The sequence below is a fragment of the Roseococcus thiosulfatophilus genome, assembly GCF_017311575.1.
GTDB lineage: Bacteria > Pseudomonadota > Alphaproteobacteria > Acetobacterales > Acetobacteraceae > Roseococcus > Roseococcus thiosulfatophilus.
Window position 1 is genome coordinate 23345 of sequence record NZ_JAFFQY010000005.1, and the last position, 18883, is coordinate 42227.

Below are 18883 nucleotides of genomic sequence, written 5' to 3' on the forward strand. Positions count from 1 at the left end.
TATTTCCGCGCTACATTGCCGGACTGACGGAGACGACGATGCCAGACACGGTCCTGCCTGCCGGCGAAACCCTCATGGACCGCGCGCTCCGCCGCGTCACGGGTCTGTGGCGCGACATGGCCGATCGCGTGGGAACGCGCGAGGCCGACAATCTCGACATCGCCGCACAGATGCGCGCCTGCCTGGCGGGCAAGGGGGGCGAGGTCTCGGCGCGGGGCCGCGCCGCCCTGCTGGCCACCGCCTATCGCAGCCTGCCGCGCGAGGAGCGCCTGGCCTTCCTCCGCACCCTGGCCGGCTTCGACGCCGACCCGAAATCCGTGGAAGGCGCCATCGCCGCCTGGAGCGCGGCGCCCGACCCCGCCGCCCGCGCCGCCGCCAAGGTGCAGATGCGGCGCGCGCTGGAAGCCCCGCGCATCCGGCTGCTGCAGCAATTCGCCGCCATCCCCGATGGGATGCGCCTGCTGGTGGACCTGCGCGAGGACCTGCTGCGCGCCGCCGAGGGCGACCCCCTGCTGGGCGCCCTGGAAGCCGATCTGCGCGGGCTGCTGGCCGCCTGGTTCGACGTGGGCTTTCTCGAATTGCGCCGCATTGACTGGAACAGCCCCGCCGCGCTGCTCGAGAAGCTGATCCGCTACGAGGCGGTGCACCGCATCGAAAGCTGGGACGACCTCAAGAACCGCCTCGATTCCGACCGCCGCTGCTACGCCTTCTTCCACCCCCGCATGCCGGAGGAGCCGCTGATCTTCGTGGAGATCGCGCTGGTGAAGGGGCTGGCGTCCAGCGTGCAGGCGCTGCTGGACCCGACGGCCGATGTGCTGGACCCCACCCAGGCCGACACCGCCATCTTCTACTCCATCAACAACTGCCAGCGCGGGCTGGACGGCATCGCCTTCGGCAATTTCCTCATCAAGCGCGTGGTCGAGGTGCTGGGGCGGGAATTCCCGAACCTCAAGCAATTCGCCACCCTCTCGCCGGTGCCGGGCTTCTGCCGCTGGCTGTCCAAGCGCGAGGAGGCGGGCGACGCCACCCTGCTCACGCCCGACGAAGCCAACGCCATCCGCGCCGCCAGCGGCGCGGCACCCGAGGTGGCGCCGCTGACCGCGCTGCATCTGATGCTGGGCCGCCGCAACCTCGACGCCGCGGCGAACAAGGCGCTGGAGGCGGCGCTGACCCGGCTTTGCGCGCGCTGGGTCGCGGTGGAGGCGGGGCGCGACCCCAAGCGCGCCGCCGACCCGGTGGCGCATTTCCACCTCTCCAACGGCGCGCGGGTTGAGCGGGTGAACTGGCGCGGCGACACCTCCGAGAAGGGGATGCGCGAAAGCGCGGGGCTGATGGTGAACTACCTCTACGACCCCGCCTTCATCGAGGACAACCACGAGGCCTATGTGGGCGAGGGCAAGCGCGCCATGGCCAATGGGGTGAAGAAGCTGCTGAAGGCCTGACCCGGTATTTCGCTGGCGGGCCCGGGGGCCGCACCGCTAGGCTCGCGCTTCATTCGCGCCGTGAGGTCTCCCATGGCACCACCCTTCGCCCGGCGCGCCCTGCTCGCCGCCCCCGCCCTGCTGGCCGCGCCCGTTCGCGCGCAGTCGCCAACACAGCTCGACGTGCTGCTGGTGCTGGCCATGGATGCCTCCGGCTCCATCGGCGAGGAGGAGTTCCGCCTCCAGCGCGAGGGCTATGCGGAGGCCATCACCCACCCCGCGGTGCTGGCCGCCATCGCCTCCGGTCGGCGCGGGGCCATCGGGCTGGCCGCGCTGGAATGGGGCACGCCGGGCGGCTCGCAGGTGGTGGTGGACTGGATGCAGGTGGGCGGCATCGCCAGCGCGCAGGATTTCGCCGAGGCGCTGCTGGCCGCCCCCCGCACCCCGCAATCCTGGAACGCCATCGGCGACGCCATCCACCACGCGAGCCACATGCTGCGCGAAGGCCCCTTCACCGGGGAACGCCTGGTGATGGATGTCTCCGGCGATGCCGCCGACATGCGCAGCCACCGCCCGGCCCCCATCGCGCGCGACATCGTGGTGCGGCGCGGCATGGTGGTGAACGCGCTGGCCATCGCGCCCGGCGGCCTGACGCGCGGCGGGGAGAACCTGGCCGCCATCTATGAGCGCGACGTGATCGGCGGCCCCGGCGCCTTCGTCATGCAGGCCGACAGCCGGATGGACCTGACGCGCTCGCTCCGCGCCAAGCTGATCCGCGAGATTTCCTGACGCGCCGAAGCCTCTGGTGTTTTCCGCGCCGCGCGCGTTACGATCCCCCCACAACCTGGGGATGAAACGCCATGTCGCGCCCGATCTTCCGCGCCACAGCCGCCCTGACCGCGGCCGTGATGCTCTCCGCCTGCGTCAGCACCCAGGCCGGGCGCATCGGCGCCGATGACGGGCGCGATGCCTGCCGGGCCGAGCTGGTGGCGCTGGACAGCACCGGCGACTTCTACGGCGAGGCCATCCTGCAGGGCGCGGCCATCGGCGCCGTGGGCGGCGCGCTGCTGGGCGGCCTCGCCTCCGGCCGATGGGAGGGGGCGCTGGTCGGCGCCGTCGCCGGCGGCGCGGCGGGTGCCGCCACGGGCTACTGGGTGGCGGTGCAGCGCCAGGCGCAGGACCAGGCGGCGGTGACGGCGCAGATCGTGAACGACCTCTCGCGGGAGAACGCGCAGCTCGACCGCACGCAGGTGGCCTTCAACCAGCTGATGGATTGCCGCTTCCACTCCGCCGCGCGCGTGCGGGTGGCGCTGCGCGACGGGCGCCTCAGCCGCCCCGCCGCCCAGGCGCAGATGGCCGATATCCGCGCGCGGACCGAGCGCGACATCCAGCTGGCCCGCACCATCAGCGGCCGCATCGGCACCCGCGCCGCCGAATTCGACACCGCCATCGACAATGTGGTGCCCGGCGGCAAGGACAGCGTGCAGCGCACCGTCGCCAGCCGTTCGCAATCCGTGCGCGTCACCGCGCGGCAAGCCGTGCCGGTGCGGCTGACGCCCAGCAGCAGCAGCGCCGAGGTGGCGCAGATCAACGCGCGCGAGGTGGTCTCGGCCCGCCCCGGCCGCGACGGCTTCACCCTGGTCGAGACCTCCTCGGGCGTGCGCGGCTATGCGCCGACCTCGGCCTTCCAGACCACGCGCGGCCAGGCCGCCGCCCTGGGCCAGTCGCCCGAGGTGGCGGGCGGCGACGTTCGCAGCCTCGCCGCCACCAACCTGGTGCGGCGCGAGGGCTTCAACGACAGCCTGGGCAATGTGGAGCGCCTCGCGCAGTCGGGCGGCTTCGAACTGGCCGGCTGAGTGCGGGCCGCCTGGCTCCTTCTCGCGCTGGTCCTGTTCTGGGCCGGCGCGGCCCGGGCCGACCCCCCGCGCGAGCCGGTGCTGCGGGTGGAGGCGGGCGCCCACAGCGCGCCCGTCTCGCGCCTGGCCACCGATGCGGCGGGGCGCATCCTCGCCTCGGTGGGGGATGACAAGACGCTGCGCCTCTGGTCGCTGCCGGACGGCGCGGCGCTGGGCGTGCTGCGCCCGCCCATCGGGCCGCGCGGCGAGGGCGAACTCTATGCGGTGGCGCTGACGCCCGACGGGACGCGCGCCTTCGCGGCGGGCTTCACCGGCCATGGCTGGGACGGGGCCTTCGCCATCTACCTCTTCGACACGGGCAGCGGGCGGATGCTGGCGCGGCTGCCTGGGCTGCCGGCGCCGGTGCTGCACATGGCCGTCTCGGCCGATGGGGCGCGGCTGGCGGTGGCGCTCGGCGGGCGCGCGGGCATCCGGGTCTTCGACGCGCGGCAGGGAAGGCTGCTCTTCGAGGACAGCCAGGGCTGGCAGGGTGCCGCGCGCATGGTGGCCTTCGCGCGCGACGGGCGGCTCGCCTCCACCTCGGCCGATGGGCAGGTGCGGCTGCATGACGGGCAGGGGCGGCGGGTGGCGGCCCGAGCCCCGGTGCAGGGGGCGCGGCCCTATGGGGTGGCGTGGTCGCCCGATGGCACGCTGCTGGCGGTGGGCTTCGAGGACCGGCTGCGGGTGGAGGTGATCTCCGGCACCGACCTCGCGCCGGTGCTGACGCCCGACACCTCGCGCCTGGTGGGCGAGGGATTGCCCGCCGTGACCTGGGCGGGGGATGGCCAGGGGGGCGTGCAGCTCCATGCCGCGGGCTATGCGCGGGCGGCGGCCGCCGTGCCCGGCCAGCCCGGCTTCGTGGTGCGCCGCTGGGCGGATTTCGGCCTGGGCCCGCCGCGCGACATCCCCGCCGCGCGGGACGCCATCGCGCATCTTCTGCCGCTGCCCATGGGGGGCGTGGCCTTCGCCGCCGCCGATCCGGGCTGGGGGCGCATCACGCCCGATGGCGCTCTGGCGCATTCGCCCACCGCGCCGAGTGCGGATTTCCGCGCGACGGGCGGGGCGCTCATGGCCAGCGCCGATGGGCGGGTGCTGGGCTTCGCCCTGGCCCCGCACGGCCCCCGGCTGCGCTTCGACGCCACCGCCGGGCGGCTGGAGCCTGGCGGGGCCGAGGGGCTGGTCGCCGCCCGGCGCGAGGCGCCCCGCCTGCAGGTGACCGACTGGCAGAACCGCGACCGGCCGCGCCTCAATGGCCGCCCGCTGCCCGCCGCGCCGGGCGAATACGCCCGCAGCCTCGCCATCGCCCCCGATGGCGGGAGCTTCCTGCTGGGCTGGGACACCGCGCTGCGCCGCTATGACCGCGAGGGCCGCCTCATCGCCGAACTGCCCCTGCCCGCCACCGCCTGGGGCGTGGTGGCGCTGGAGGGCGCGGCCGTGGTGGCGCTGGGCGATGGCACGCTGCGCTGGATCGGCCTGGACGGGCCCCGCATGGAGGAGCGCGCGGCCCTCTTCGTCCATGCCGATGCCGTGCGCTGGGTGATGTTCACGCCCGAGGGCCTGTTCGACCACGCCCCCCTGGGCGGGCAGGAGCTGGTGGGGGTCCATCTCAACAATGGCCGCGCGCAGACGCCGGAATGGGCCAGCTTCCAGCAGGCCTATCGCGCGCTGTTCGCGCCCCAGGCCGTGCGCGCCCGGCTGGCGGGTGATCCTCGCCCTGTCCAGGCCCGCATGGCGGAGCTGGGCGATGTGCGCGCCCGCATCGGCCGCCTGCCGGCGCTGGCGCCGGGCGAGGCCTGCGCCGTCACCCCCGAGGGCTGCGTGGCACTGCCCTGGGGCACGGCGGAACTGCCGGGCGAGGCCACCGCGCTGCGCCTCTCCTTCACCCTGGCCGACCGTGGCCTGGGGCTCGGCCCGCTGGATGTCATGGTCAATGGGCGGCTCGCCATGCGCAGCCCCACCACGCCGGGCCGGGTGGAGCTGGAGGTGCCGCTCGACCCCGGGCCCAACCGCGTGGCCGCGCGCCTCTACGCCGATGACCAGGCGCTCTTCGCCGAGGGGCCGGCGCTGGAGCTGCGCCGCGCCGGCGATGCCGCCCCCGCCCCGGGCGCGGGCCGGCTGATCGTGGTGGCCGTGGGCGTGGACCAGTACGCCGTGCGCGAGCTGAATCTGCGCTTCGCGGTGGCCGATGCGCGCACCGTGGTGGAGACGCTGCGCGCCCGTGGCGCCGGGATCTTCCGCGAGGTGGTGGCCACCCTGCTGACCGACACCCAGGCCACCCGCGCCAACATCCTGGGCGCGCTGGACGCGGCCGCCCGCCTGGCCCGGCCGGAGGACACCTTCGTGCTCTACCTGGCGGGCCATGGCGTGCGTGCCGAGGGCGACCGCCGCTTCCTCTTCCTGCCGCACGAGGTCGCGGCCCCCAGCGCCGACATGCAGGCCCTGCAGCGCAGCGCCCTGGACGAGGGCGCCTTGGTGGCGGCCCTGGCCCGCATCCGCGCGCGCGACGGCTTCCTCTTCATTGACACCTGCCATGCCGGGCAGCTCACCATTGATAGCCTGGCGGCGCTCGGCAACGAGACGGGCCGCTTCCTGCTGGCCGCCAGCACCTCGGTGCAGGAGGCGCTGGACAGCTATGACGACCGCAACGGCGTCTTCGCCTTCGCGGTGCGCGAGGGCCTCAGCGGCCGCGCGGCGGCGGACCAGGAGGGGCGCGTCTCGGCGCTCGCGCTCGGCGAATGGGTGACGCGCCGCGTGCCCCAGCTCGCGGCCGAGCGCCGGCACCGGCAGGATGCGGTGTTCCGCTCCGCCCAGCGCGACCTGCGCTCCTTCCCCCTGGCGGGGCTGCCACGATGAGCGCCGCTTCCAGTGCGGCGCCCCTCCGGCCTATGCTCCGCGGGAAGACGAAGGGAGCGAGCGGTTGAGCGGCGCGCTGGAGATGACCCAGACCAGCCGGCTTCTGAGCATCAGCACCACGCTGGGGCCGGACGCGCTGGTGCTGCGCCGCCTGTCGGTGCGCGAGGCCATCGGCGCGCCCTTCGCGCTGTCCGCCGAGGTCATTTCCACCGAGCTGGACCTCGCGCCCTCCGCCCTCATCGGCAAGCCCGTGACCTGCACCGTCACCGCGGGCCATGTGCCGCCGCGGCATTTCCACGCGATCGTGCGGAGCTTCTCGCGCCTGGGGCCCTATGGGCGGGGCCTCGCCTCCTATGTGATCGAGGCGGTGCCCACGCTGTGGATGCTCTCCCGCACCGGGGATTGCCGCATCTTCCAGGACAAGTCGGTCAAGGACATCGTGGGCACGATCCTGGGCGAGAACCAGGTGGCGCCGGTGCGCTGGGGCGGTTCGGTGCCCACCACGCCGCGCGGCTATTGCGTGCAGTTCAACGAGACCGACCTCGACTTCGCCCAGCGCCTGCTGGAGGAGGTGGGCTGCGGCTATTTCTTCGAACACACGGACAGCGCGCACACCCTCGTCATCGGCGGCGCCAATGCCGACTACCCGCTGGTGCCCGGCGACCCCCAGGTGATCCGGCCTGACGCGGATGTGATGGGCGCGCTGACCGAATGGCGCCCCGTCTCCGCGCTGCGGCCGGGCAAGATGAAGCTGGACGACCATGACGGGCTGAATCCCTCCCGCCTGCTGGAGAAGGAGGCGGCGACGGTGCTGACCTCCCCCGGTGCGGCGGGCTTCGAGATCTACCAATGGCCCGGCGGCACCGCGGCCCGGCCCGATGCGGACCCCGCCAAGCTCGGCATGGAGGGCTATGAGGCGGGCGCGGACCTCGTCTCGGCCTCGGGCAATGACCCCACCCTCTTCGCCGGCGGCCGCGTGCGCGTGCTGCACGGGCTGGACGCCACCTCGCCGCTGACCTGGCTGCTGAACGAGGTGGTGCACGAGGCCTATGACGAGACGCAGCTCGCGGGCGATGGCACCGCGGGCTATTCGAGCCGCCTGGTGCTGATGGCGGCCGACCGGCCCTGGCGCCCCGCCGCCCCGCGCCCGCGCCCGCCCATGCCCGGCGTGCACAGCGCCATCGTCACCGGCGCGCAGGGCGAGGAGATCCATTGCGACGAATACGGCCGGGTGAAGGTGCATTTCCTGTGGGACCGCGCGGGCCCGCGCGATGATGCCTCCTCCTGCTGGGTGCGGGTGGCGCAGGGCTTCGCCGGCGCCTGGGGCGGGTCCTGGACGCTGCCGCGCGTGGGGGACGAGGTGCTGGTGGCCTTCGTCAGCGGCGACCCCGACCGGCCCGTCATCATCGGCAGCGTCTACAACGCCGAGCAGAAGCCCATCTACGCGCTGCCGGCCAACAAGACGCAATCGGGCTTCAAGACGCGCTCCAGCAAGGGCGGCGGGGCGTCGAACTTCAACGAGCTGCGCTTCGAGGACAAGAAGGGTTCGGAGGAGATCCACGTCCAGGCCGAGAAGGACATGACGCTGCTGGTCAAGAACGACCGCACCGAGACGATCAAGCGCCACCGCACCGAGACGGTGGACGGCAAGCACACCGAGACGGTGAAGCTCGACCGCAGCGCCACCATCACGCAGGGGAACGAGAGCCTGCTGGTGAAGATGGGGAACATGGACACCAAGGTCTCCATGGGGAACCAGTCCACGCTGGTGGAGCTGGGCAACATCTCGACCAAGGCCAGCCTCGGCAAGATCGAGGTCGAGGCCATGCAGTCCATCACGCTGACCTGCGGCGGCAGCAAGATCCACATGACACCCATGGGGATCGAGCTGGAGGCCATGATGATCACGGTGAAGGCGTCGCTGAGCCTCGAGACCTCCGGCGTGTTGGTCACGCACAAGGCCAATGGCATCATGACCATCCAGGCGCCGCTGGTGAAGATCAACTGATGGCCGCCCCCCCCGACAAGACGCCCCCCGACAAGATGGCGGTGCCGCTCGAACCGCTGCTGCCGCGCCTCGAACTGGACGAGGCCGGGCAGCAGGCCCTGCGTGGCCTGGCCGATGCCACGGCGGGCGTGGCGCGGCTGGTCGCGCTGGAACGCCACAGCGACGCCGCGCGCCTCGCCGCCCATGCCCTGCCGCGGCGCGAGGCGGTGTGGTGGGCCTGCATGTGCGCGCGCGCCATCCCCGACCCCGGCCGCAAGCCGGTGGACGAGGCCGCGCTGCTGGCCGCCGAGGCCTGGGTGCGCCGCCCGGAGGAGGCGACGCGACGCGCCGCCATGGCGGCCGCCGAGGCCGCGGCCTTCCGCAGCGCGGAGGCCTGGGCGGCGGTGGGCGCCTTCTGGTCGGGCGGCAGCATGGCGCCCGAGGGCCAGCCCGCCGTTCCCCCGGCCGACCACCTGACGGGCGTGGCCGTGGCCGGCTCCGTCGTGCTGGCGGCCGTGCGCGCGCGGCCCGAGCGTGGTCCGGCGCGGCTGCTGCGCTTCGTGACCTCGGCGCGCGACATCGCGGCCGGGGGGGCGGGGCGGATGGAACCGGAAGGGGACTGAGATGCCGCCGGCCTCACGCATCACCGACATGCACGCCTGCCCCATGTCCACCCCGGCGCCGGTGCCGGTGCCGCATATCGGCGGCCCGGTGCTGACCGGCATGCCCACCGTGCTGACCGGGGGGCTGCCCCAGGCGCGCATCACCGACCTGTGCATGTGCGTGGGCCCGCCCGACGTGATCGTGAAGGGCAGCACCTCCGTGCTGGTGGGCAGCCTGCCCGCCGCGCGCATCGGCGACAGCTGCGCGCATGGCGGCGCCCTGGTCATGGGCTGGCCCACGGTGCTCATCGGCGGTTGAGGAAAGCACCGCGCCTACCACCGCGCGCTTGACGGCCGCCCGCCACGGCATGCCTACTGCGGCACGAGGGGAGGGTCGGGCAATGGTGCTGGTGCTCTCGGTTTTGCGCTGTCCCGACCAGGCCGTGCCCGAGCAGCGGCAGGTGCCCGGCGGGGAATACACGCTCGGCCGCGGCGCGGAATGCGACTGGCCGCTGACCGACCCCGACCGCGTGCTGTCCAAGCGGCATTGCGCGCTGGAATACCTGGCGGGCGGCTGGCAGCTGCGCGACCTCTCGACCAACGGCACCTTCGTGAACGGCGCGGCCGAGCCCGTGGGGCGCGACCAGGTGCGGCCGCTGCGTGATGGCGACCGGCTGCGGCTGGGCGCCTATGAGATCGAGTGCCGGGTGATGCAGGAGGCGGGCTTCGGCGAGGCGCGCTGGGCCAGCGCCAGCGCCCTGCCGGACCCCATGGCGCCGCCGCCCCCCTCCGACATCTTCGCGGCACCCCTGCCCGGCCTCGGGCCGGCGGGCGGGCCGCCGGCCGGCGGCGCGCCGCTGCTGCCCTCCGACTTCGACCCCTTCGCGCCCGACGCGCCCGGCCACAGCCTGCCCGACCACAGGCCCGGCACGCAGGACGTGTTCGTCCCGCCCCGCGCGACCCTGCCGGACCTGCTGCCGGAGGATTGGAACACCCCGCCCGCGCCACCCCGCGCGCCCGACCCGGCCGACCCCTTCGCGCATCTGCCCGACCCCTTCGCCGACGCGCCGCCGCCCGGCGCCCCGCCCGCGCGCCCCCTGCCGGACCCCCTCGCGCCACCGCGCCCCGCCTTCGGGGCCCCGCTGCCGGGCCTGACGCCCGCGCCCCTGCCGGACCCCTTCGCCGAAGCCCCGCCGCCCGCCTTCACGGCGCCCCTGCCGGGCCTGACGCCCGCGCGGGACCCCTTCGCGCAGGTGCCACCCGCCGCCCCCGCGCCGCCGTCGGCGGCCGACCCCTTCGCCGAGCCGCCGGGCTTCGCCGCCGCGCCGCCGCCCATGGCCGCCCCGTCCGGCGCGCCGGCCCCCCCGCCCGCCGCCGTCATGGGCGCCCCCCCCATGACCTCGCCTGGGCCGGAGGGGCTGCAGGCCGCGCTGGACATGCTGCTGCGCGGCGCGGGCCTGCCCCCCGCCGCCCCGGGCACCGACCCCGCCGCCGCCATCGCCCAGGCGGGGGCCGCGCTGCGCGCGGCGGTGGGCGGGCTGCGCGCCCTGCTGATCGCGCGCGGCGACGTGAAGCGGGAATTCCGCATCGAGCAGACCATGCTCCGCGCCGCCGGCAACAACCCGCTGAAATTCGCCGCCACCGACGAGGCGGCGCTCCAGGCCCTGCTGGCCCCGCGCGGCGGTGGGTCCGAGGCGGTGCGCGAGACGGTGGAGGACCTCACGGCCCACCAGCTCGCCACCATCGCCGCCACCCAGGCGGCCGCCCGTGCCCTGCTTGCGCGCCTCGCCCCCGCGGGGCTGGAGGCCGAGCAGCCCGCGGGCGGCATCGCGCTGCCCGGCGCGCGCGAGAAGCGCCTGTGGGAAGCGTATCGGCGCCTGCACCAGCAGGTGCACGACCAGTTCGAGGATGATTTCGACAGCGCCTTCGGCAAGGCCTTCGCACGCGCCTATGAGCAGGCGACGCGCGGCGGCCGCTGAACGACGTTTTTCCCTGGAGGTTCGGCAGGCGGCATGGCGTGGAATGACAAGGTCGTCTGGCAGGAGGGCATGTTCCTCCGCGCCCAGCACTTCCAGCAGCAGGACCGCTATTTCGAGGCGCTGCTCCAGGCGCGCGCCGCGCCGCTGCGCCCGCACCCCTGGGGCATCACGGAACTCGCGCTGGACCGCGACCTGCTGGCCGCCGGCAAGTTCGCCCTGTCCAACATCGCGGGCATCCTGGAGGATGGCACGCCCTTCGCCATCCCCGGCAGTGCCGACCAGCCCCCGCCGCTCGACCTGCCAGAGGGCACGCGCAACCAGGTGGTCTATCTCGCTTTGCCGGTGCGCCAGCCGGGCAGCCCCGAGGTCGCGTCCGGCGTGGAGGATGGCGCGGGCCGCGCGCGCTACGGGCTCTCCGCCTTCGACGCCTATGACACCCATTCGGACGCCACCCTGCCGGCGCAACTCGCGCTCGGCCGCCCGCGCCTGCGCTTCATGCTGGAGAACGAGGAACGCGCGGGCTTCACCTGCCTCGGCCTCGCGCGCATCGTGGAGGTGCAGGCCGACCGGCGCGTGGTGGTGGATGACCGCTTCATCCCGCCCTGCCTGCGCGCCTCGGCGGTGCCGCCGCTGGCGAACATCCTCTCCGAACTCGTGGGCATGCTGGGGCAGCGGGCCGAGGCCCTGGCCGCGCGCCTCTCGCAGCCCGGCGCGCGCGGCGTGGGCGAGGTGGCGGACTTCCTGCTGCTCCAGGCCATCAACCGCAACCTGCCGCTGCTGGCGCACTACGCCGATGCCGGCCTGGTGCATCCGGAGGAGCTGTTCCGCGTGCTGGTGCAACTCGCCGGCGAACTCGCCACCTTCACCGCGCCCGACAAGCGCGCCAGCGCCTATCCGGCCTATCGGCATGACGACCTGCAACGCAGCTTCGCGCCCGTGATCGCGGATTTGCGCCGCAGCCTCTCGGCCGTGCTGGAGACGACGGCGGTGGAAATCCCGTTGCAGGAGCGCAGCCACGGCGTGCGCGTGGGCCCCATCCTGGACCGCAACCTGCTGCGCGGGGGGCAATTCGTGCTGACCGTGATGGCCGACATGCCGGCCGAGAACACGCGGCGCCTCTTCCCCAACCAGGTGAAGATCGGCGCGGTGGAGCACATCCGCGAACTGGTGCACGTGGCCCTGCCCGGCATCATCGTGCGGCCCTTGCCGGTGGCGCCCCGGCAGATCCCGTTCCACGCGGGCGCCGTCTATTTCGAGCTGGACCGCGGCTCACCCCATTGGCAGCAGATGCAGACCAGCGGCGGCTTCGCGATCCATGTCTCGGGGGATTTTCCCAATCTGCGCCTGAGCCTCTGGGCCATCAGGGCGGAGCGGTGAGGAGGCGGCGGCCATGAGCGACAATCCCTTCGGCGAACCGGACGACGCGGATCGCACCGTGATCCGTGGCGCGGGTGGCGCCGCGCCCCCGCCCCGCGCCGCCACGCCGCCGCCCATGCCCGCGCCCGCTGCCCCGCGCGCCCAGCCCTTGGCGGGCGAGGCCGAGGCGCTGCCGCGCGTGGGGCCGGGGCCCTTGGCCGCCGCCGCCTCGCCCTTGCTGGAAATCCTGGCGCGCGTGGCCAATGCGGGCCTGGCCGGCGCCCCCAACCCGGAGGAGCTACGCGAACGCGCGCTGCGCGCCTTCCGCCAGTTCGAGGCCGATGCGAAGGCGACCGGCGCCAGCGCCGAGGAAATCCGCGCCGCGCACTACGTGCTCTGCGCCGCGCTGGACGATGTGGTGCTGGCCACCCCCTGGGGCGCGCAATCCGCCTGGTCGGTGAAGTCCATGGTGTCGAGCTTCCACCAGGAAACCCGCTCGGGTGAGCGCGTCTTCGACGTGCTGACGGCCATGATGAAGGACCCCGGCCGCTTCAAGGGCACGCTGGAACTGACCTACCTCGCGCTCTCGCTGGGGCTGCAGGGGAAGTACCGGTTGATGCCGCGCGGGGCGGCGGAACTCGATCGGGTGCGGGAGGGGCTCTACCAGCTTCTCGTCCAGATCCGGGGCGAGTGGGAGCGGGAACTCTCGCCGCGCTGGCGGGGCGTGGATGCGCCGCATCGCGGGCCCTCGCGCTCGGTGCCGGCCTGGGTGGCGGGCGCCTTCGCGCTGGCGGCCCTTGGCGGTGGCTGGTGGTGGCTGGGCGGTGGGCTGGGCGCGGCGGCAGACGGGCTCTATGCGCGCATGGCGGCCCTGCCGCCCGGCGCGCCGCCCTCCATTGACCGCACGGCGCCGCCCGTGCCGCCCGCGCCGCCGCCACCCCCTCCGCCCACCGCCACGCCGCGCCCCGACGTGGTGCCGGTGCTGCGCAGCTTCCTGGCGCCCGAGATCGCGGAGCGCCTGGTCACCGTCGAGGCCGATGCGCAGCGCGTGATGGTGCGGCTGCGGAACACGGGGATGTTCGCCTCCGCCTCGGCCAGCGTGGAGCCGCGCTACCAGGACATCCTGTGCCGCATCGGCGAGGCGCTGCGCGAGGAACCCGGTCAGGTGCTGGTGCTGGGCCATTCGGACAATGTCCCCATCCGCACCGTGCGCTTCCCCAACAACCAGGCGCTGAGCGAGGCGCGGGCGCGGGATGCCATGCGCATCCTCGTCGCCGCCAATGGCGACGCCGCGCGCTTCACCGCCGAGGGCCGCGCGGAATCGGAACCGCTGGCCCCCAACACCACCGCCGAGGGCCGCGAGCAGAACCGCCGCGTCGAGGTCGTGCTGCAAAGGGAGGCCCGGTGATGCGCGCCTTCGTCACCATCCCCGCCCTGGGGGCGCTCCTGGGCGTGATCCTGCTGGGCGTCGTCGCCTGGATCTTCCTGCCGCTGCTGGGCGAGGCCTTCGACAGCGTCTTCCTGCGCCTGCCCGTGGTGCTGCTGTTGCTGCTGGCCTGGGCGGGCTTCTTCTTCTGGCGCGGCCGCCGCGCCGCGGCGCGCGATGCGGGGCTGGTGGAGGCCGCGGCCGCGCCGGACCCGCAGGTGAAGCGCGACGCCGCCGCCGCCGAGGAAGAGGAAGCCCTGCGCGGCAAGCTGACCGAGGCGCTCGCCAAGCTGAAGGCCGCGACGGGCGGCAAGGGCGGGCATCTCTATGACCTGCCCTGGTATGTCATCATCGGCCCCCCTGGCTCGGGCAAGACCACGGCGCTGCTGAACAGCGGCCTGGAATTCCCCCTGGCCGAGGGCCGCGTGGCGGGCGTCGGCGGCACGCGCTTCTGCGACTGGTGGCTCTCCGAGCGCGCGGTGCTGATCGACACCGCCGGCCGCTACACGACGCAGGACAGCGACGCGGCGGCCGACAAGGGCGGCTGGGAGCGCTTCCTGGATTTGCTCAAGAAGAACCGCCCGCGCCAGCCCTTGAACGGCGTGCTGGTGGCGTTCGGCGTGGACATGCTGGCGAAGCTGGACGCCACGCAGCGCGAGGCCTATGCGCGCTCCGTCCGCCGCCGCGTGAAGGAGCTGGAGACGCGGCTGGGCCAGCGCCTGCCGGTCTATTTCCTCGTGACCAAGAGCGATCTGCTGCCCGGCTTCATCGAGTTCTTCGACGACCTCGACAAGACGCAGCGTGAGCAGGTCTGGGGCTTCACCTTCCCGCCGAGCGCGGCACCCGAGGGGCTGGCCGCGCAGTTCGGCACCGAGTTCGCCGCGCTGCAAGAGCGCCTGATGGCCCGGCTGATCGAGCGTTTGCAGAACGAGCGCGGCCCGGCGCAGCGTTCGCTCATCGCGGGCTTCCCGGCGCAGTTCGCCTCGCTGGAGGGCGCGTTGTCCGCCTTCGTGCAGGCGGCCTTCGGCGGCTCCAAGCTCGATCCCGCGCCCTTCCTGCGCGGCGTCTACTTCACCTCGGGCACGCAGGAGGGCACGCCGCTCGATCGGCTGGCGGGGGCGCTGTCGCGCAGCTTTGGCCTCGATCCCGCGCGGCCCGCGGGCATCATGGGGCAGCGCGGCCGCGCCTATTTCCTCGGCCGGCCGCTGCGCGAGGTGGTGTTCAACGAGGCGCGCCTGGCCGCCAACGACACAGGCGCCGAGAAGCGCCGGCGCCTGACACAGATCGGCGCCTGGGCGGCCGCGCTGCTGCTGGTGCTGGGTGGCGGCGCCTGGGGCTGGATGGCGAGCGGCACGGAAGAGGCGCGCAACGCCCGCCTGGCCACGGCCGTGACGGCGGCCGAGCAGGCCGGCGCCGGCGCGCCGCTGGACCGCGTGACCAGCCCGGACCTTGCGGGTGTGCTGGGCTATCTGGAAGCCGCCCGCGCCCTGCCGCCCGCCGCCGCCGGGCCCGGGCCGGGGCTGGGCCTCAGCCAGGAGGAATTGCTGGAGCAGGGGGCGCAGAGCGCCTATCGCCGCGCGCTGGACCGCGTGCTGCTGCCCCGCCTGCTGGCGCGGCTGGAAACCCAGATCCGCGAGGGCATCCAGCGGCCGGAATTCCTCTACGAAGCGGTGCGCGTCTACCTGATGCTCGGCCGCCAGGGGCCGCTGGACCGCGCCTTGGTGCGGGAGTGGTTCGCGCTGGACTGGCAGACCACCTTCCCCGGTGCGGTGAACCAGCCGGGGCGCGAGGCGCTGGCGCGGCATCTTGATGCCATGCTGGCCTCGCCGCTCGCGTCCTATCCGCTGGATGGCGCGCTGGTGGACCAGGCGCGGCGCGTCTTCTCGCGCCTGCCCATGGCGCAGCGCGTCTATGGAAGGCTGCGCCCGCTGGCGGAGAACGTGCCCGCCTGGACGCCGGCGCCGCATCTCGGCCCCGCGGGGCAGCGCTATTTCGTGCGGCCCTCGGGCCGGCCGCTGACCGAGGGCGTGCCGGGGCTCTTCACCATCCGCGGCCTCTATACCGCCGTGCTGCCGCGCCTGCCCCAGGCGGTGCTGGAGGCGGCCAGCGAAAGCTGGGTGCTGGGGCCCGAGGCGGCGACCGGCGGCGCGGGCGATCCGCGCCGGCTGGAGGCGGACATCCTGGCCCTCTACGCGGCCGACTATGTGCGCGCCTGGGAGGCCCTGCTGGGCGACCTGGTGCTGCCGCCGCTGACCAGCCTGAACGCCTCGGCCGAGGCGCTGAACCTGCTCGGCGCGCCCAATTCGCCGATGAAGGATCTGCTGCGGGCCATCGCGCGCGAACTCTCGCCCGGCACGGCGCCGGAGGGCGTCGCGGCGGCGCAGGGTGCGGCCGCGCAGGCGGCCCAGGCCGCGGCGCAGGCGGCGGGGGCCGCGGCCTCACGCCTCGCCGCCGCGGTGGGGGCGGCGGCGGGCGAGGGCGGGGCCACCCTCGTCGCCCGCGTGGTGGAGCCGCATTTCCAGCCGCTGCGCGAGGCCGCGGGCGCGCCCATCGACGGCGTGCTGGCGATCCTGAACGACCTCTATGTGCAGGTGGCGCGGCTGGCCAATGCGCCGCCGGGGACGGTGCTGCCGCCCTCGCCCGGCCTCGATCCCGGGCAGCGGCTGCTCTCCGAGGCGCAGCGCCAGCCGGAGCCGCTGCGCTCCTGGCTCACCTCGCTCGCCCAGGCCACGCAGCGGGCGCGGGCGGGCGGTGCGCAGGCGGCCATCGCGGCGGGCGGGGCGGCGCAGTTGGGCCCCTTCTGCCGCGGGCTGGAACAGCGCTTTCCCTTCCGGCGCGCGATGAACGCGCCCGACATGCCGGCGGGCGACTTCCTGCGGATGTTCGGCCCCGGTGGGCTGATGGACAGCTTCTTCGCGCAGAACATCCGCCCCTATGCGGACGTGACGCAGAACCCCTGGCGGCCCGTGGCGGCGGAGGGGCTGGCGCCGCCCATCTCGGCCGCCGACCTCGCGCAGTTCCAGCGCGCCCAGGCCATCCGCGAGGCCTTCTTCCCCGGCGCGGGCTCCACCGGCTTCCGCTTCCAGCTCATCCCGCAGGGGATTTCGGCGGCGGCGACGGGCGCGGTGCTGGAGGCCTCGGGCGCGCAGCACGCGTTGACGCCGGGCGGCGGCGGGCGGCCCATCGAGCTGGCCTATCCGTCCGAACACCCGGTCACGCTGCGCTTCGACCCGCCTTCCTCGGCGGGCGATCTCAGCTTCGACGGGCCCTGGGCGACGCTCAGGCTGGTGTTCCTCAGCCGCGTGATCGCGACGCGCGACCCGGACCGCTTCCGCCTGACCGTCACGCGCGGGGACCGCAGCGCGGAATTCCTGCTGGTGGCGCAGAGCAGCGTGAATCCCTTCGGGCTGCGCGAATTGCTGGAATTCCGCTGCCCGGCCCTGCCGGCCCCCAACTGATGGGAACCGGCCTGTTCGGCAAGCTTCCGGCGCATGGCGACTTCGTGCGCCGCGCCCTGCCGCGCGGCTTCACGGACCCCTGGGATGACTGGCTCTCGCGCGGGATGGAGGCGGCACGCGCGGCGCTGGGCGAGGATTGGGCGGCGGCCTGGGACGCGATGCCGCCCTGGCGCTTTCGGCTGGCGCCCGGTGCCTGCGGCCCGCAGGCGGTGATGGGCGTGCTGGTGCCCTCGGCCGATCAGGTCGGGCGGCGCTTTCCGCTGACGCTCGCCGCCGTGCTGCCCGCCGCCGCGCTGCCGGCGCCGCCCGAATGGTATGTCGCGCTGGAGGAGGCCGCGCTGGCGGCCCGCGCCGGCGGGATGGACGCCGACTCGCTGGCCGCCTGCCTGCCCCCGGCCCCGCCGGACGACCCCGACGCCACGCTGGACGGGCGCAGCCTGTTCTGGAGCGAGGGCCTGGCCCCCCGCCCCATGCCGGCGAATTTCCTTTCCCTGCTGGCGGTGCCCGCATGAGCAGCTCCGCCGCCACCCACCCCGGCGCGGTGCGGCCGCGCAATGAGGACCAGGTGGTGGCGCGGCCCGATCTCGGCCTCTGGGCCGTGGCCGATGGCGCGGGCGGCCATGGCGCGGGCGAGGTGGCGAGCGGCGCCATCGCAGAAGCCCTGGAAGCCATCCCGCCCGGGCTAACGGCGGCCGAGATGCTGGCCCAGGTGCGGCTGCGCCTGGCCGCCGTGCATGCGGCGCTGCGGGTGCGGGCGCTGGCGCGGGGGCCTGGCGGCATCATCGCCTCGACGGTGGTGGTGCTGCTGCTGCGCGGCGGGCATTTCGCGGCCCTCTGGGCCGGGGACAGCCGCCTCTATCTGCTGCGCGAGGGCGTGCTGCGCCGCGTGACGCGCGACCATTCGGCCGTGCAGGAGATGGTGGATTCCGGCCTGCTGGCTGAGGCGGAGGCCGAACGGCACCCCCATGCCAACGTCATCACCCGCGCCGTGGGGCAGGAGGGTGAGGTGGTGCTGGACAAGGTGGCTGAGCGCCTTCTGCCAGGCGACCAGTTCCTGCTGTGCAGCGACGGGCTGTTCAAGGACCTGCCCGAGGCGGGGCTGGGCGCCATGCTGGCCGCGGGGATGGAGGCGCCGGCCTTCGTCGAGGCCGCGCTGCGCGCCGGTGCCCGCGACAATGTGAGTGCGGTGGTGGTGCGCGTGTGACCGGTGCCGGGAGGTGCCCGGCACCGGCCGCGCGCGGTGGTCAGGTCAGTTCGGACTTCGCGATGTCGTAGATCACGTGGCCCGTCGTCTTCGACTCGAACTTGTCGTTGATGTCGAGGTATTCGCTGTCGATCTTGGTGAAGTTGAGGCTGATGCTCTCGGTCGGCCGGTCGCCGCCGGAGGAGATGCTGTAGCCCGAGACCAGCGTGTCGGTCAGGATGTACTTCTGGAACGCGACGTGCTTGCCGTTGTTGTCGGTCTGGGTCAGCTCGATCTTGGTGACCACGGCCTTCCCGCCGATCGCGGCCTTCAGGATGAGCGGCGAGGCGATGTCCATCGTCTTGGTGACGACGATCTCGCTGACGGAGGGGGCCGTCGCCTCGCGCTTGGAGCCGCCGCCCACGCCGGAGGAGATGCCGCGGCCGACGCCGAACTGGAAGGAGTTCACCTCGATCCAGTCCTTGTGGGTGAGCTGCGTGGTCTCTCCCTTGATGTCGCCCAGCTTCAGGAAGATAGCCATGTCGTTTCCACTCCGCGCGCCGCGCCCTTCGGGCCGGTTCCCATCCCGCGGCGGAGGGGTGGGACCGGTGGTTGGATCGGCGGGCACATCCCGCCAACCGGTAGGTCACGCGCCAACGCCACCTCTCCGTCCGGGTCTTCCCACGGCAGGCGGCTTTCGGCTCGTCATGGCCGGCCCGGGCG

General features: G+C 74.1%; 14 protein-coding genes. 13 read left to right on the top strand and 1 reads right to left on the bottom strand.

The genetic code is table 11. The features are described from left to right. Positions 1-38: 38 nt before the first annotated feature. The 13 genes from JTN19_RS03210 (at position 39) to JTN19_RS03270 (ending at position 18181) form a co-directional block, all read left to right on the top strand. On the top strand, positions 39-1442 hold the full coding sequence (locus tag JTN19_RS03210) for a malonyl-CoA decarboxylase (protein ID WP_206930469.1): 1404 nt from the start codon (positions 39-41) through the stop codon (positions 1440-1442). A gap of 72 nt (positions 1443-1514) precedes the next feature. Further along, entirely contained in the window at positions 1515-2210 is a 696-nt protein-coding gene (locus JTN19_RS03215; RefSeq protein ID WP_206930470.1) for a DUF1194 domain-containing protein, read from the top strand. A gap of 71 nt (positions 2211-2281) precedes the next feature. Next, the gene (locus JTN19_RS03220; RefSeq protein WP_242530820.1) at positions 2282-3277 is read left to right on the top strand and encodes a YMGG-like glycine zipper-containing protein; all 996 of its coding nucleotides are present in this window, start codon (positions 2282-2284) and stop codon (positions 3275-3277) included. After that, the gene (locus JTN19_RS03225; RefSeq protein ID WP_206930471.1) at positions 3278-6169 is read left to right on the top strand and encodes a caspase family protein; all 2892 of its coding nucleotides are present in this window, start codon (positions 3278-3280) and stop codon (positions 6167-6169) included. It begins immediately after the preceding gene. Positions 6170-6233: 64 nt separating this feature from the next. After that, a complete protein-coding gene (locus JTN19_RS03230) occupies positions 6234-8177 on the top strand; it encodes a type VI secretion system Vgr family protein (protein ID WP_206930472.1) in 1944 nt (647 codons plus the stop codon). Beyond that, the gene (locus JTN19_RS03235) at positions 8177-8779 is read left to right on the top strand and encodes a DUF6931 family protein (RefSeq protein WP_206930473.1); all 603 of its coding nucleotides are present in this window, start codon (positions 8177-8179) and stop codon (positions 8777-8779) included. Before JTN19_RS03230 ends, JTN19_RS03235 begins: the two co-directional genes overlap by 1 nt. Position 8780: 1 nt before the next feature. Further along, positions 8781-9077, top strand: coding sequence for a PAAR domain-containing protein (locus JTN19_RS03240; RefSeq protein WP_184381848.1), 297 nt, complete (start codon positions 8781-8783; stop codon positions 9075-9077). 82 nt (positions 9078-9159) lie between these two features. Then, positions 9160-10737 (top strand): type VI secretion system-associated FHA domain protein TagH, encoded by a 1578-nt coding sequence (tagH, locus tag JTN19_RS03245; RefSeq protein WP_206930474.1) that lies wholly within the window; start codon positions 9160-9162, stop codon positions 10735-10737. A 33-nt stretch (positions 10738-10770) separates the two neighbouring features. After that, the gene (tssK, locus tag JTN19_RS03250) at positions 10771-12114 is read left to right on the top strand and encodes a type VI secretion system baseplate subunit TssK (protein WP_206930475.1); all 1344 of its coding nucleotides are present in this window, start codon (positions 10771-10773) and stop codon (positions 12112-12114) included. Positions 12115-12127: 13 nt separating this feature from the next. Next, on the top strand, positions 12128-13501 hold the full coding sequence (gene tssL, locus JTN19_RS03255; protein ID WP_206930476.1) for a type VI secretion system protein TssL, long form: 1374 nt from the start codon (positions 12128-12130) through the stop codon (positions 13499-13501). After that, the gene (gene tssM, locus JTN19_RS03260) at positions 13501-16977 is read left to right on the top strand and encodes a type VI secretion system membrane subunit TssM (RefSeq protein ID WP_206930477.1); all 3477 of its coding nucleotides are present in this window, start codon (positions 13501-13503) and stop codon (positions 16975-16977) included. Before tssL ends, tssM begins: the two co-directional genes overlap by 1 nt. After that, entirely contained in the window at positions 16977-17489 is a 513-nt protein-coding gene (gene tagF, locus JTN19_RS03265; RefSeq protein ID WP_206930478.1) for a type VI secretion system-associated protein TagF, read from the top strand. The genes tssM and tagF overlap by 1 nt, the downstream gene beginning before the upstream one ends. Further along, on the top strand, positions 17486-18181 hold the full coding sequence (locus JTN19_RS03270; RefSeq protein WP_206930479.1) for a PP2C family protein-serine/threonine phosphatase: 696 nt from the start codon (positions 17486-17488) through the stop codon (positions 18179-18181). The genes tagF and JTN19_RS03270 overlap by 4 nt, the downstream gene beginning before the upstream one ends. Positions 18182-18221: 40 nt before the next feature. Here JTN19_RS03270 and JTN19_RS03275 read toward each other — a convergent pair whose 3' ends face one another. Then, a complete protein-coding gene (locus tag JTN19_RS03275) occupies positions 18222-18701 on the bottom strand; it encodes an Hcp family type VI secretion system effector (protein ID WP_206930480.1) in 480 nt (159 codons plus the stop codon). Positions 18702-18883: the final 182 nt, after the last annotated feature.